This window comes from Micromonospora sp. URMC 106 (genome assembly GCF_051386395.1).
Classification (GTDB): Bacteria; Actinomycetota; Actinomycetes; order Mycobacteriales; family Micromonosporaceae; genus Micromonospora.
Map to the genome: position 1 here is coordinate 28,506 of NZ_JBPQTP010000034.1, position 13,818 is coordinate 42,323.

The window sequence follows — 13,818 nt, forward strand, 5'->3', positions numbered from 1 at the left end:
GCTGACCCCGGTCCTATCGGTCTCGTGGCCGCAGACCGCGCAGCGCCGTGTCCACCACCTGGTCGGCGTACTCGGGCGTCAGCGGGCCGGTGCGCTGGAGCCACCGGTTGAGGACCGGTCCGAACAGCATGTCGACGGCCACGTCGAGTTCGACGTCCTCGGCAAGTTGGCCCGCCCGCTGGGCGGCGCGCAGGCGTTCCTTCTTGAGCTCCCGCATGGGCCCGTCCAGCCGCTCCGCATAGTCGGCGGCCAGGGCGGGATCGTGGACGATCTCGGTGTGCAGGGCACGCATGGGCTGGTCGTAGCGCGGCTCGTTCAACTCCGCGACGGTGGCCCGCAGGACCAGCTTCAGGTCGGCCGCGAGGTCGCCGGTGTCGGGTAGGGCGGCGCTCTGGCCGTCCTGCCCGTCCATGGCGAGCGTGAGGATGGCGTCGAACAGCAGCGCGCCCTTCGACGGCCACCAGCGGTAGATGGTCTGCTTGCCCACGCCGGCGGCGGCGGCGATGCCCTCGATGCTGAGCTTCGCGTAGCCCAGCTCGCCGACGAGGTCGAGGGCGGCGGCGAGGATGGCCCGCCGCGCCGTCTCGCTGCGGCGGGTGGAGTCGGGGGTGACCTTCTGCTTCGGCACGGGCCCAATCTAGCAAAGAGACGAGACGGTCCGTCTTGACAACCGGGTCAGGTCGGGTATGGTCACTCACGTCAACAAGACGAGACGGTCCGTCTCGCTTAATGGAGGGAACTTCTCATGGAAGCCTCAGGCACCGCCGCGCCCCGGGTCTGGTTCATCACCGGGGCCAGCCGCGGCCTCGGCCGAGCCTTCGCCGAGGCCGCGCTCGCCGCCGGTGACCGGGTCGTCGGCGCGGCCCGCGACGTCTCGCCGCTCGACGACCTCGCCGCCCGGCACCCCGGCCGCCTGCTGGCGTTGGGCCTCGACGTCACGGACCGGGCGGCGGTCTTCGACGTCGTCGCCCGGGCGTCCGAGCATTTCGGCCGGCTCGACGTCGTCGTGAACAACGCCGGGGCACTCTTCATGGGCATGGTGGAGGAGTTCACCGAGGCCGAGGCCCGCGCTCAGCTGGACCTCAACTTCTTCGGCGCGCTCTGGGTCAGTCAGGCCGTCCTGCCGCACCTGCGGGCCCAGGGCGGCGGGCACCTCGTGCAGATCTCCAGCATCGGCGCGCTCGGCGGTTTCCCCAGCACCGGGCTCTACAGCGCGAGCAAGTTCGCCCTGGAGGGCATGAGCGAGGCGCTGGCCGCCGAGGCCGCCCGCTTCGGGGTGAAGGTCACCATCGTCCAGCCGGGCGGCTACTGGACGGACCTCTACACCAGCAGCAGGGCGGCCACCCCGAACCCCGCCTACGACCCGCTGCGCGAGGAACTGGCCAGGCAGTGGGCGGACGGGTCGATCGACAGCGAGCCGCGGCTGGCCGCGGAGGCGCTGATGACGCTGGTCGACAGCGACGACCCGCCGCTTCGGCTGCTGCTCGGCAGCATGGTCTACGACGTCGCCTTCGACATCTCCAAGCGGCGCATGGAGACCTGGGCGGCCTGGGAAGAGGTGAGCCGCGCCGCCGAGAAGGCGGTGCCGGCGCCGGGAGCGGCCTGACCTGAGCGGGACCACGGCCCCCTCGCCGGGGACGAGGAGGAAGGGTCCCGGTCAGCCTGCCGTCGTCCCGCCGGGCGCGTCGTGCCGCACACCGTCGCCAGGTGCGCGCCCAGGCGTTGAAGCGGGACCCCTGGCCGCGTTCGTCTGCCGAGGGCACCGCTGCTGCACGCCTGGTCACGAGGCTTTCAGGGCTTCGGTGTCACACCGGTCAGGCATGGTGGCGGCTACCGATCAAGGCCGGTGCGACATCGGCCTCGTGCACCTGGGGGGAAGACGTGGCGGTCACCGCCGATGATCTCGATGCGGCATTGTCCAGCGTTGTCGCCAGCCTACGACCAGCGACCGGGCTGGACTGGTCCACGCGGGCGGGCAGCCTGGAGTGGGACTGCTGGCACACCGCCGAACACATCGGTGACTGCCTGATGTCGTTCGCGGGCCAGCTGGTGGCCCGGCCGGAGGGGCGGTTCACGCGCTTCATGGCAGTCGCCGACAAGGACGCTTCCCCGGCGGAGGTACTGGAGTTCGCCGAGGCGGGCGGTCGCATCCTGGCAGCCACGGTGCGCACGTCCGGAGCGGATGTCCGGGCCTACCACCCGGCGGGTCAAGCTGATCCGGAGGGCTTCGCCGCCATGGGGTGCGTGGAGACGTTGCTGCACGGGGACGACATCGCCCAGGGCCTGGGTATTGCCATCGACCCCCCGCGTGAGGTGTGCGCTCGCGTACTCGCCCGACTGTTTCCTGAGGCGGCGCGGGAACTGGCCACCGTCGACCCGTGGGCGGCACTGCGGTGGTCCACCGGCCGGATCGAGCTGCCGGGACGCCCACAGCTCGGGGAATGGCGCTGGCGGGGTGCTCCGCTGGGCGAATGAGCCCCTGGTGCCGTGACCACAAACGTTGGCCGGGTTTGCTGACACGCCGTGCCGGCCCGCTCCGCGGACCGGTACCGGTACCGGTCGAGGCTATGCGGGTGGCCGAACCCGTGCGAGCACGCCGATGAAGTGATCAAGAAGGTCAGGAGTTGCCCGTACTTCGTGACCCGCAGCCTGGACCCGACAGGGACCGGCCGCACCCGGCTGGCGCGACTAGTGTCAGCAAGCACCCGGGCGCCTTGAGCACTGACGCGGGCTTCGACGTGCTTCGGCGCATCCTCCGAGGTGATGAGTCGGGTGGTCTTCACCCGCCCATCGTCCCAGGCGGGCGTGTCCCCTTCCGCATCCGGAAGGTCGGCCTGTCGGAGAGCATCACGACTCACGATCCGCGCCACCACTACGCCTCGGTTCTGCTGATGCAGGGCGAGTCGTCATCGTGGTCGCCGAGCGGCTGGGGCACGAAAACGCGACCCCTGGTCCTGTCGACCCACGGGCACCCGATGCCGGACTCGGAGGAGCGCACCCGCCGGGCGGTCGATGAGGCCCGGGGTTGTGCCCCCGGTGTGCCCCAGGGCGAGGGCACACCTTCCCGACCTGGGGAAACGGACCGGATTCAGACGTTGAAGCGGAACTCCACGACGTCGCCGTCCTGCATCACGTACTCCTTGCCCTCGATCCGGACCTTGCCGGCCGCCTTGGCCGCGGCCATCGAGCCGGCAGCGACCAGGTCGTCGTAGGAGACCACCTCGGCCTTGATGAAGCCGCGCTGGAAGTCGGAGTGGATCACACCCGCGGCCTCCGGCGCGGTCGCCCCGACCGGGATGGTCCAGGCCCGCGCCTCCTTGGGGCCCGCGGTGAGGTACGTCTGGAGCCCGAGCGTGCGGAAGCCGACCCGGACGAGCTGGTCCAGCCCCGGCTCGGGCTGCCCGATCGACTCCAGCAGCTCGCGGGCCTCCTCCTCGGGCAGGTCCACCAGCTCGGACTCGATCTTGGCGTCCATGAAGACGGCCTCGGCGGGGGCGACCAGGGCGCGCAGTTCGTCGAGGAACTCGGCGTTGCCCAGCTCGGCCTCGTCGACGTTGAAGACGTAGAGGAAGGGCTTCGTGGTGAGCAGGTGCAGCTCACGCAGGTGCTCCAGCTCGATGCCCGCGTCCTTGGCGCCCGCGTAGAGGGTGACGCCGGTGTCGAGCAGCTCGACGGCCTGCTTGGCGGCGGTCACCGCGGCGGCCCGGTCCTTGCGGAGCTTGGCCTCCTTCTCCAGCCGCGGCACCGCCTTCTCCAGCGTCTGGAGGTCGGCGAGGATCAGCTCGGTGTTGATCGTCTCGATGTCGTCGGCCGGGGAGACCTTGCCGTCGACGTGCACCACGTTCGGGTCGGAGAAGGCCCGGACGACCTGGCAGATCGCCGAGGCGTCACGGATGTTCGCCAGGAACGCGTTGCCCCGGCCCTGCCCCTTGGAGGCGCCGCGCACCAGGCCGGCGATGTCGACGAACGACACCGGGGCGGGCAGCACCTTCTGCGAGCTGAAGATCTCGGCGAGCTTGTGCAGCCGCTCGTCCGGCAGCCCGACGACGCCGACGTTGGGCTCGATGGTGGCGAACGGGTAGTTCGCCGCGAGCACGTCGTTCTTGGTCAGCGCGTTGAACAGGGTGCTCTTGCCGACGTTGGGCAGGCCGACGATGCCGATGGTGAGACTCACGACGAGCCAGCTTACGCCGGTGCTCCCCACCCCCGGGCAGGCAGGCTCCGACTGCCCCGCCGGTGACGCTCAGCCGAGCAGGCGCGGCCCGATCGGGGTCTCCCGCACGCTGCCGTCCGGGCCGCGGCTGACCTCGTACGCGCCGACGCCCGGACGGTCCGCGACCGCCTCGACCAGCCGCTCGCCCCGGTAGAGCAGCCCGGTGCCGTCGTCGGTGCAGTGCGCCGTCGGCAGCGTGCCGTCGCCGACCAGCCGGTGCATCAGCGGCCGGCGCTGCTCCTCGCTGTCGTAGTGCACGCCGTTGCCGTAGGGCAGCCAGCCCAGCCCGTCGGTGAAGCCGCGCAGGGTGGTGCCGAAGCTGTCGGTGGCGCCGCCGGCGTGCCAGCAGATCGAGCCGGCGGAGACCCCGCCGAGCACGACGCCGGCCTCCCAGCACTCCCGCAGGATCTCGCCGAGGCCGTGCACCCGCCACACCGCGCAGAGGTTCGCGACGCTGCCGCCACCCACCCAGACGACGTCCTGGGCGAGCAGGTGGGCGCGGATGTCGTCGACGTTGGGCATCGGGAAGAGCGCCAGGTGCGTCATCCGGAACCGGCTGCCGGCGAACGCCTCGTAGACCCGGGCCAGCGTGGTCGGCTGGTCCCCCTCGGCCTGGTTGAGGAAGCAGATCCTCGGCTCCGCTCCTGCGCCGGCCAACTCCGCGGCGAGGTCGAACACCGGGTTGACCCGCCGGGCCTCGCCCTCGCGGCGCGGAGCGTAGAGGCCCATGCTGGTGGCGAGGATGGTCGGTTCGCTGGCGGGCACGGTCGTCCTTCCGTCGGGGTCTGCGCGGCCCCATCCTGCCCGGCAGGCGCCGCCGGTCAGTCGCGGGGGCCGGGCTGGCGCGGGACGACCGGCTCGATCCGCAGGGCGCCGGGGGCCAACTCCCCGGCGGCGGCGAGCGGCAGCGTGAAGCGGGCCTCGGCGGCCGGGCCGGCCGCGTAAGACTCGCGAAGCATCCAACGCACCTCGTCGGCCGTCCAGCCCAGCCCGGGGCGGCCGGCGATCTCCCGGACCAGGCGCAGCGCCACCCGGGTGTCGTCGTCGTAGAAGCGCATGCACCAGTGGTGCACCCACATGCCCAGCGCCCGGACCCCGTCGGCGTCCAGCGAGCGCACCAGCCGGCCACAGGCGGTGTCGCCGAACGCCCGCCCCGGGTCGCCCGCCCGGTCCCGCTCGATCGCGCCGACGGCGGCCGGGGCGACCGCGCGCATCCGGTCGTAGAAGCCCTGCACCACCACGGCGTCCAGCGGGGGGTGCCCGTCCCGTGTCGACGCCGCTTCCCGACCCGCCACGCTCGCCATTGCCGCACCCCTTCTTGAGTTGGTGGCCGGACGGTACCGACCACAACCGACAGTTTCGGCGCCCGACGTCCCGTTCCCGCCCGTACGACCGCGTCCGATTTCCGCGAGCCGGGGGCGCCGAGCAGGGGCATCATCGGTGGCGTGGAGTTGGACTTCGAACGGTGTTACCGGGCCGTCGACAGCCGCGACCAGCGGTTCGACGGGTGGTTCTACACCGGTGTGACCTCGACCGGGATCTACTGCCGGCCGTCGTGCCCGGCCATGACGCCGAAGCGGCAGAACGTCCGGTTCTTCCCCTCGGCCGCGGCGGCCCAGGGCGCGGGGCTGCGCGCCTGCCGGCGGTGCCGGCCGGACGCCGCCCCGGGCTCCCCGCAGTGGGACCTCCGGGCCGACGTGGTCGGCCGGGCGATGCGGCTGATCGCCGACGGGGTGGTCGACCGGGACGGCATCCCGGGGCTGGCCGCCCGGCTCGGCTACACCGAACGGCACCTGCACCGGATGCTGCGGGCGGAGATGGGCGCCGGCCCCCTCGCCCTGGCCCGGGCGCAACGCGCGCAGACCGCCCGCACGCTGATCGAGACCACCGACCTGGGCATGGCGGAGATCGCGTTCGCCGCCGGGTTCGGCAGCGTCCGGCAGTTCAACGACACGGTCCGCGAGGTGTACGGGACGGCCCCGTCCGAACTGCGTGCCGCCCGGCGCGGCCGGTTCCCCGCGCCGGGCGGGGCGGGCACGATCACGCTGCGGCTCGCGTACCGCCCGCCGCTGCACGCGGGAGCGCTGCTGGACTTCCTCGCGCTGCGCGCGCTGCCGGGCGTCGAGGAGGTGCGCGACGGGACGTACCGCCGGGGCCTGCGGCTGCCGCACGGCGCGGGCGAGGTGACCCTGACTCCGGCGGACGGGCACGTGACGGCGACCCTGCGGCTGACCGACATGCGCGACCTGGCTCCCGCGGTGGCCCGCTGCCGCCGCCTGTTCGACCTCGACGCCGACCCGACCGCCGTCGACGGCACCCTCGCAGCCGACCCGGCCCTGGCCGGGGCGGTCGCCGCCGAGCCGGGGATCCGCCTGCCCCGCTCGGTCGACGGCTTCGAGATGGCCCTGCGTGCGATCGTCGGCCAGCAGGTCTCCGTCCGCTCGGCCCGGACCACCCTCACCCGTCTGCTGAACCACCTCCGCCCGCCCACCACCGACGTCCCCGACGAGCCGGGGCCGTGGCTGACCGGCTTCCCCACCGCCGAGGAGGTGCTCGGCGTGCCGGACGAGGTGTTCGGGATGCCGGCGGGGCGGCGGGAGACGATCCGCGCCCTCGCCGGGGCCGTCGCCGACGGGTCGGTGGACCTGGCGCCCGGCGGGGACCGGGAGGAGACCGTCCGGCGGCTGCTGGCGCTGCCCGGCATCGGGCCGTGGACGGCGGGCTACGTCGCGATGCGCGCCCTCGGCGACCCGGACGTCCTTCTCCCCACCGACCTGGCCGTACGCCGGGGCGCCGCCGCCCTCGGCCTGCCCGACGACCCCAAGACCCTCGACGCGTACGCCGACCGCTGGCGCCCCTGGCGCTCGTACGCGGTGATCCGACTCTGGAGAGCAGCATGAGCATGAACGACAGCACCGTCATCGACACCCCGGCCGGACCGCTCAGCATCGTGGCCGGCCCGGACGGGGCGGTCCGCGCGGCGGGCTTCACCGGCGAACCCGAGCACCTGCTCCCGCTGGTGCACCCGACGCTGCGGGCTCCGCTGCGGCACCGGGCCGACCTGGGCCCGATCACCGCCGCCGTGGCGGCCTACTTCGACGGCGAGCTGACCGCGATCGACGCCGTGCCGGTGCAGCAGCACACCGGCGGAGTCTTCATGGCGCACGCCTGGCAGGTGCTGCGCGAGGTGAAGCCGGGCGATCCGGTGACCTACACGGCCTACGCCGGGCTGGCCGGCCGTCCCGCGGCCGTACGCGCCGCCGCGGCGGCCTGTGCCCGCAACGCCGCCGCGCTCTTCGTCCCCTGCCACCGGGTGCTGCGCACCGACGGGACGCTCGGTGGCTACCGCTGGGGGCTGGACGTGAAGAAGTGGCTTCTCGGACACGAGCGGCCGTGACGGGAAGCTGACAGCGGCGTCGCTCCCGTTTGACGCTACCGTCGGGTAGTGCCTGCGGAGAGCGACGGCAACCCCGCTCCCCGGGTCGAGGCCGGCCCGCATCCGCTGCACAACCTCTGGCGGCTGCGGCACTACCTGCGCCCCCACGCGGCCGAGTTCGGCTGGCTGCTGCTGGCCGGGCTCGCCGCGACCGGGGCGGGCATCGCCGTACCGCTGGTCACGCAGCGGGTGGTGGACGGCCCGGTCGCCCGGCAGGACCCGGCCGGGCTGCTCCGGCTCGCCGGGCTGGCGCTGCTGCTCGGCCTGGTCGAGGCGCTGCTGATCTTCATCCGGCGCTGGGTGCAGTCGTCGTCCTCGATGCGGATCGAGGCGGCGATCCGCGCCGACGTCTACGCCCACCTGCAACGGCTGCCGGCCGGATTCCACGACCGGTGGCAGTCCGGGCAGCTCCTGTCCCGGATCACCAGCGACCTGTCGGTGCTGCGCCGGTTCCTCTCGTTCGGCCTCTTCTTCCTGGTGCTCAACCTGGTGACCTACCTGGCCGTGGTGGTGCTGCTGATCCGGCTGCACCCCGCGCTGGGGCTGCTGGTGGCGGCGAGCGCGGTGCCGCTGTTCCTGATCACCCGGCGCTTCGCCCGGCAGTACCACGCCGCCTCCCGCCGGATGCAGGACCAGCAGGGCGACGTGGCCACGCTGGTCGAGGAGACCGCCCAGGGGCTGCGCGCCATGAAGGCGTACGGGCGGGGGCCGGAACTGGCCGCCCGGTTCGCCGTCGACGCCCGGGCGCTGCACGACACCGGGGTCGACAAGGGCCGGCTGCTGGCCCGCACCTCCGCCCTGCTCGACCTGGTGCCGAACCTGACCCTGGGCGTGGTGCTGGTGGCCGGCGCGGCGGCCGCCGCCGGTGACGTGCTGACCATCGGCGAGCTGGTCGCGTTCGTCAGCCTCCAGCTGATGTTGATCTGGCCGGTGCAGTCGCTGGGCTGGATCATCGCCAACGGCCAGGAGGCGGCGACCGCCGCCGACCGGGTCCTGGAGGTGCTGGACACCCCGCCCGCCATCGTGGACGCCCCGGGCGCGGTCGCCCTGCGCCGCACCGAGGTGCGCGGCCGGCTCCGCTTCGAGCGGGTCTCGTTCCGCTACCCGGGGACCACGGCGCCGGTGCTGCGCGACGTCGACCTGACCGTCGAGCCGGGCGAGACCGTGGCGCTGGTCGGCGCGACCGGCAGCGGCAAGAGCACCCTGCTCTCCCTGGTGCCCCGGCTGCACGAGGTGACCGGCGGCCGGATCACCCTGGACGGGCACGACCTGCGTGACCTGCGGCTGTCCTCGCTGCGCCGGCTGGTCGGGGTGGCCTTCGAGGAGCCGACGCTGTTCTCCATGTCCGTGTGGGAGAACCTCACCCTGGGCCGCCCGGAGGCCGGGGAGGACGAGGTCCGGGCCGCCCTCGCGCTCGCCCAGGCGGACTTCGCGTACGAGCTGCCGTGGGGGCTGGCCACCCGGGTGGGCGAACAGGGGCTGTCGCTCTCCGGCGGGGAACGCCAGCGGCTGGCCCTGGCCCGGGCGGTGCTCGGCCGGCCCGCGCTGCTCGTGCTGGACGACCCGCTCTCCGCGCTCGACGTGCACACCGAGGCGCTGGTGGAGGCCGCGTTGAAGCGGGTGCTGCGCAACGCCACCGCCCTGCTGGTGGTACACCGGCCCTCCACGATCGCCCTCGCCGACCGGGTGGCGCTGCTGGAGGGGGGTCGGATCACCGCCGTCGGGCGGCACTCCGAACTGCTCGCCGACGTGCCGGCGTACCGCGCGGTGCTCTCCGCCGAGCCGGCACCCGCGCCGCCCGACGGCCGCGGCCTGGTGCGGTCGTGACCGGCGGGGCCGCCCACCCGGGCGGGGCGGACCTCACCCGGTGGCGCGGCGTCGCCACCGACCCCGACGCCGACCGCAGCCTCGCCGAGGACACCGCGCCCGAGGCGGTGGCCCGACTCCGGGTCCGCAGCCGGGTGCTGCTGCGCGACCTGCTGCGCCCGCACCGGCGCCGGCTCGGGCTGGCCGTCGCGCTGCTGCTCGGCCAGAACGCCGCCGCGATGGCCGGGCCGTACCTGGTGATGCTCGGCATCGACCGCGCGATCGCGCCGCTGCGGGCCGGCGAGCCCGGCCCGCTGCTGGCCGTCGCCGCCGCGTTCGCCGCCGCCACCGTCGTGGAGTACGCGGCCCGCCGGGGCTTCCTCACCCTCTCCGCGCGGATCGGCCAGGCCGTCCTGCTCGACCTCCGCCAGCGGGTGTACGGGCACTTCCTGCGCCTGTCCGTGGCGTTCCACGAGCGGTACACCGCCGGCCGGATGGTCTCCCGGCTCACCAGCGACCTGGACGCGATCGGGGAACTGGTCGGCGGTGGCATCGACGGCCTGGTGCTGGCGGTGCTGTCGATCCTGTCGGTGGCCGGCATCCTGCTCTGGCTGGACCTGCCGCTGGCCGCGGTGACCCTGCTCGCGTTCCCGTTCCTGTTCTGGCTGTCCCGCTGGTTCGCGCGGGCGTCTGCCGACGCGTGGCGGCGCACCCGGGAGGCGATGGCCCTGGTCATCGTCCACTTCGTGGAGTCGATGCGGGGCATCCGGGCGGTGCAGGCGTTCCGCCGGGAGCCGCGCAACCAGCGGATCTTCGCGACGGTCAACGACGACTACCGGGTGGCGAGCCGGCAGGCGTTCCGGCTGATGGCCACGTACTCGCCGGGGATCAAGGTGATCGGCAACGTGACCGTGGCGGTGGTGCTCTGCTACGGCGGCGCTCGGGTGCTGGGCGGGGCGACCGAGGTCGGCGTGCTGGCGGCGTTCCTGCTCTACCTGCGGCGGTTCTTCGAGCCGATGCAGGAGCTGAGCCAGTTCTACAACTCGTTGCAGTCGGCCACCGCCGCCCTGGAGAAGCTGGCCGGGGTGCTCGACGAGCGGCCGTCGGTGGCCGAGCCGGCCCGGCCCGTGCCGCTGCCCGGCGGGCCGGGGCGGGGGGCGGTCGACTTCCGCGCGGTCACCTTCGGCTACCGGCCGGACGCGCCGATCCTGGCCGGGCTCGACCTCGCCGTCCCGGCCGGGCAGACCGTGGCGCTGATCGGGCCCACCGGCGCCGGCAAGTCGACCGTCGCGAAGCTGCTCGCCCGGTTCCACGACCCGCTCGCCGGCACGGTCAGCCTCGACGGGGTCGACCTGCGCGACGTCGCCGACGCGGAGCTGCGCCGCGCGGTCGTGCTGGTGACCCAGGAGACCCACCTCTTCGGCGGCACCGTGGCGGAGAACATCCGGTTCGGCCGGCCGGGCGCCGACGACGCCGCCGTGGAGGCCGCCGCGCGGGCGATCGGCGCGCACGACTTCATCGCGGCCCTCCCCGACGGGTACGCCACCGAGGTGCACCGGCGCGGCGGCCGGCTCTCCGCCGGCCAGCGGCAGCTCGTCGCGTTCGCCCGGGCGTTCCTGGCCGACCCGGCGGTGCTGATCCTGGACGAGGCGACCTCCTCGCTGGACGTGCCGACCGAGCGGCTGGTGCAGCGCGCGCTGGGCACCGTCCTGCGGGACCGCACCGCCCTGGTGATCGCGCACCGGCTCTCCACCGTGGAGACGGCCGACCGGGTGCTGGTGCTCGACGGCGGCCGGATCGTCGAGGACGGCCCGCCCGACCGGCTCGCCGCCGCCGGCGGCCGGTACGCCGCCCTGCACCGGCAGTGGCGCGATTCCCTGGTGTGAGTCCGGCGGCGTGGACGGACCGCTCCCCACCGACCGCACGGGGCCCACGATGATCAACGGTGCCACTAGACTCACCGCGCCGAGCGGGAGCGGTCCCCGACCATCCCGACGGCGACGACGGGGGAGGTTGCCAGGTGCGGTTGCGACGACGGGTGGTGGCGGCCGGGGTGGTCGTCGCCTGCGCGGCGGGTGCGGCGGCGGTCGCCGGGATGCCGTTCGGTGACACCGACCGGGCACCGGCCACGCCCACCGCCGCGGGGACCCCGGTCCCGCTGGGTGACGGCGCCGCCCCGGCGGCCGCGCCGGCCGGCGCGGACAGCGGGCTCGGCGGCCGCCCCGGCGGCGGCGCCACGCCGGGCGCGGCGGTGACCCTCCGGGCCCGCCCGGCCGCCGAGGTCGCCGGGGACAGCCCCGCCTCCGTCTCCTACCTGCGCGACCGCTACCGGGTCGACACCGACGAGGCGGTCCGGCGGCTCGCGCTCCAGGAGCTGTCCGCGCCGCTGGCCGCGTCGCTCGCCGCGGAGTTCCCCGCCGCGTACGGCGGGATGTGGCTGGACCAGGCCGCCGGGGGCGTGCTCACCGTCGCCGCCACCGGCGTCGAGCCGGTCCGGGCGACGGTGGCCAACCTGCCGGACGCGGCGCACATCCGGGTCGTGCCGGTGCGCCACCCGCTGCGGCAGCTCACCGAGGCGGCGGCTCGGCTGGCCACCACGCTCGACGCGACGGCCGGCGCCGACGTGGTGGTGGACGAGCGGGCCAACGAGGTGGTCGTGCTCACCGGCGACCGGATCCGCGCCGACGATCCCCGGCTGGCCGACGCGCTGCGCGCCGCCGGGGTGCCGGCCCGCGCCCGGGCCCGGATCGCCGGCACCGTGGTGCAGAAGGCCTGCGACCCGCGCGACTGCGCGCAGGCGCCGATGCGCGGCGGCATCCGGCTGGACGTGCCGCGCGACGACGGCACCGTGGGCGGCTGCACGACGGGCTTCAACGTGCTCGTCGGGCTGCGCGACCCGTACGTGCTGACGGCGGGGCACTGCGTCGTCGGGGGGCGGCACCAACTGGTGGACCGCACCTGGCACCAGTTCCTCGGCCCGAAGGTGCCGGTGACCGTCGAGGCGTCGAGGCGGGGGCTGGCCGAGAACGCCTACCCGTACGACTACGCGATCATGCCGTACCAGGCGGGCGCGATCGGGAGGTGGGCGTACCCGGTGGGGGCCACGCAGGTGCCCAGCCTGGTCAACTACTGGTGCGTGCCCGACAACCCGCGGTGCGCCACGCGGGGCAGCGGCGACGTGGCGGTCACCGGGCACGTGCCGTGGAGCGCCATCCAGCCCGGCTGGGTGGTCTGCGCGACCGGCGCGGCGTACACGCCGAAGGCCGGCGAGCAGTACGTCGACTCGGGCGCCGGCGCCGGCTACCTGCCCGGCACCCGCTGCGGGGAGATCATCGGCAAGACCAGCGGCGGCATCGACGTGCGCATCTGCGCCCGACCGGGCGACAGCGGCGGCCCGCTCTTCACGGAGGCCGACGGCAAGGCGCTGGGCATCCTGTCGCACGGCGACCCGGGGCAGGGCGCCTGCACCAACCCGAACGAGCGGAACTCCTACGCCCCGGTCTCCACGATCCTCGACCGGGCGAACGCCCGCACCTACGGCGGGCTGCGGATCCGGCTGGCCACCAAGGGCCCGCTGAGCGGACCGGCCCTCCGCTGACCCGACCGGCCCCGCGCCGAAGCACCGCCCGGGCCGGTCGCGGGCGGCGTCGGCCGGCGGGTCACCACCGGTCGACGTGCAGGACCTCGTCCAGGGGCTGCCGCCGCGCCGGCCGGAACCCCTGGCCGGTGTACCACGCGGTGGGGATCAGCGCGGCCTGGCGCACGGTCGCGGGCAGCCCGAGCAGCTCGGCGACCTCCGCCTCGTACGCCAGGTGCAGCGTGGTCCACGCGGTGCCGAGGCCGCGCGCCCGGGCGGCGAGCATGTAGCTCCACGCGGCCGGCAGCACCGACCCCCAGAGCCCGGCCTGGTTGCCGGCCGGCAGCTCGCCGGAGTCGACCTGGAGGCACGGCAGGAGCAGCACCGGCACCTGCCCCATCCGGTCGGCGAGCCAGGCCACGCTCTCCCCCACCCGGCGCTGCTCCTCGGCCCGCTCCGGGTCGTCGGCGAAGAGCCGGGCGGCCGAGCCCTCCGAGGCCAGGTAGCCGTGCGCCGCGCGCTGGTAGATCCGGCCGATCAGGTCCCGCTTCGCCGGGTCGGTGACCACGACCCACCGCCAGCCCTGCCGGTTCGACCCCGACGGTGCCTGGAGGGCGATCTCCAGGCACTCGCGGACCAGCTCCATCGGCACCGACCGGGTGAGGTCCAGCCGCCTGCGGACCGAGCGGGTGGTGGTCAGCAGCTCGTCGGGGCCCAGCGGGAGTGTCGGCACGACATCCATCGTGGCACGCCGGACAACCGTGGTCCGGCCGTTGTCCGCTGCCT

12 protein-coding genes are annotated in these 13,818 nt (G+C 74.6%); 7 read left to right on the forward strand and 5 right to left on the reverse strand.

Annotated elements, in window-relative coordinates:
* Positions 1-13: 13 nt before the first annotated feature.
* Positions 14-628 (reverse strand): TetR/AcrR family transcriptional regulator, encoded by a 615-nt coding sequence (locus tag ACSNOB_RS13690; RefSeq protein WP_436686983.1) that lies wholly within the window; start codon positions 626-628, stop codon positions 14-16.
* A gap of 117 nt (positions 629-745) precedes the next feature.
* On the opposite strand from ACSNOB_RS13690, the gene ACSNOB_RS13695 reads away from it, so the two are divergent.
* Both ACSNOB_RS13695 and ACSNOB_RS13700 read left to right on the forward strand, forming a co-directional pair.
* Entirely contained in the window at positions 746-1,606 is an 861-nt protein-coding gene (locus ACSNOB_RS13695) for an SDR family oxidoreductase (RefSeq protein WP_436686984.1), read from the forward strand.
* Between the two features lie 275 nt (positions 1,607-1,881).
* Positions 1,882-2,475, forward strand: a complete 594-nt coding sequence (locus ACSNOB_RS13700) for a hypothetical protein (protein ID WP_436686985.1) — start codon at positions 1,882-1,884, stop codon at positions 2,473-2,475.
* A gap of 613 nt (positions 2,476-3,088) precedes the next feature.
* Here ACSNOB_RS13700 and ychF read toward each other — a convergent pair.
* The 3 genes from ychF to ACSNOB_RS13715 all read right to left on the reverse strand — a co-directional run bounded on the left by ychF (position 3,089) and on the right by ACSNOB_RS13715 (position 5,517).
* The gene (ychF, locus tag ACSNOB_RS13705; RefSeq protein WP_393105346.1) at positions 3,089-4,174 is read right to left on the reverse strand and encodes a redox-regulated ATPase YchF; all 1,086 of its coding nucleotides are present in this window, start codon (positions 4,172-4,174) and stop codon (positions 3,089-3,091) included.
* 69 nt (positions 4,175-4,243) lie between these two features.
* Complete coding sequence (locus tag ACSNOB_RS13710) at positions 4,244-4,978, reverse strand: Type 1 glutamine amidotransferase-like domain-containing protein (RefSeq protein WP_436686986.1); 735 nt, start codon at positions 4,976-4,978, stop codon at positions 4,244-4,246.
* A gap of 56 nt (positions 4,979-5,034) precedes the next feature.
* Positions 5,035-5,517 (reverse strand): hypothetical protein, encoded by a 483-nt coding sequence (locus ACSNOB_RS13715; RefSeq protein ID WP_393105350.1) that lies wholly within the window; start codon positions 5,515-5,517, stop codon positions 5,035-5,037.
* A 141-nt stretch (positions 5,518-5,658) separates the two neighbouring features.
* Here ACSNOB_RS13715 and ACSNOB_RS13720 point away from each other — a divergent pair, with 141 nt between their 5' ends.
* The 5 genes from ACSNOB_RS13720 to ACSNOB_RS13740 all read left to right on the forward strand — a co-directional run bounded on the left by ACSNOB_RS13720 (position 5,659) and on the right by ACSNOB_RS13740 (position 13,053).
* Positions 5,659-7,113, forward strand: a complete 1,455-nt coding sequence (locus ACSNOB_RS13720; RefSeq protein ID WP_436686987.1) for an AlkA N-terminal domain-containing protein — start codon at positions 5,659-5,661, stop codon at positions 7,111-7,113.
* Positions 7,110-7,610 (forward strand): methylated-DNA--[protein]-cysteine S-methyltransferase, encoded by a 501-nt coding sequence (locus ACSNOB_RS13725; protein ID WP_436686988.1) that lies wholly within the window; start codon positions 7,110-7,112, stop codon positions 7,608-7,610. Before ACSNOB_RS13720 ends, ACSNOB_RS13725 begins: the two co-directional genes overlap by 4 nt.
* A 48-nt stretch (positions 7,611-7,658) precedes the next feature.
* On the forward strand, positions 7,659-9,476 hold the full coding sequence (locus tag ACSNOB_RS13730; protein WP_436686989.1) for an ABC transporter ATP-binding protein: 1,818 nt from the start codon (positions 7,659-7,661) through the stop codon (positions 9,474-9,476).
* Positions 9,473-11,341 (forward strand): ABC transporter ATP-binding protein, encoded by a 1,869-nt coding sequence (locus tag ACSNOB_RS13735; protein ID WP_436686990.1) that lies wholly within the window; start codon positions 9,473-9,475, stop codon positions 11,339-11,341. Before ACSNOB_RS13730 ends, ACSNOB_RS13735 begins: the two co-directional genes overlap by 4 nt.
* A gap of 134 nt (positions 11,342-11,475) precedes the next feature.
* Positions 11,476-13,053, forward strand: coding sequence for a trypsin-like serine protease (locus ACSNOB_RS13740; RefSeq protein ID WP_436686991.1), 1,578 nt, complete (start codon positions 11,476-11,478; stop codon positions 13,051-13,053).
* A 61-nt stretch (positions 13,054-13,114) separates the two neighbouring features.
* Here the strand turns inward: ACSNOB_RS13740 and ACSNOB_RS13745 are convergent, their stop codons facing one another.
* Positions 13,115-13,765 carry a nitroreductase family protein gene (locus ACSNOB_RS13745; RefSeq protein ID WP_436686992.1) on the reverse strand — a complete coding sequence of 217 codons (651 nt, stop codon included), beginning with the start codon at positions 13,763-13,765 and terminating at the stop codon, positions 13,115-13,117.
* Positions 13,766-13,818: the final 53 nt, after the last annotated feature.

Coding starts and splice junctions, on each gene's coding strand:
- ACSNOB_RS13695 (WP_436686984.1), top strand. CDS start 746: ATGGAAGCCTCAGGCACCGCCGCGCCCCGGGTCTGGTTCATCACCGGG.
- ACSNOB_RS13715 (WP_393105350.1), bottom strand. CDS start 5,517: ATGGCGAGCGTGGCGGGTCGGGAAGCGGCGTCGACACGGGACGGGCAC.
- ACSNOB_RS13725 (WP_436686988.1), top strand. CDS start 7,110: ATGAGCATGAACGACAGCACCGTCATCGACACCCCGGCCGGACCGCTC.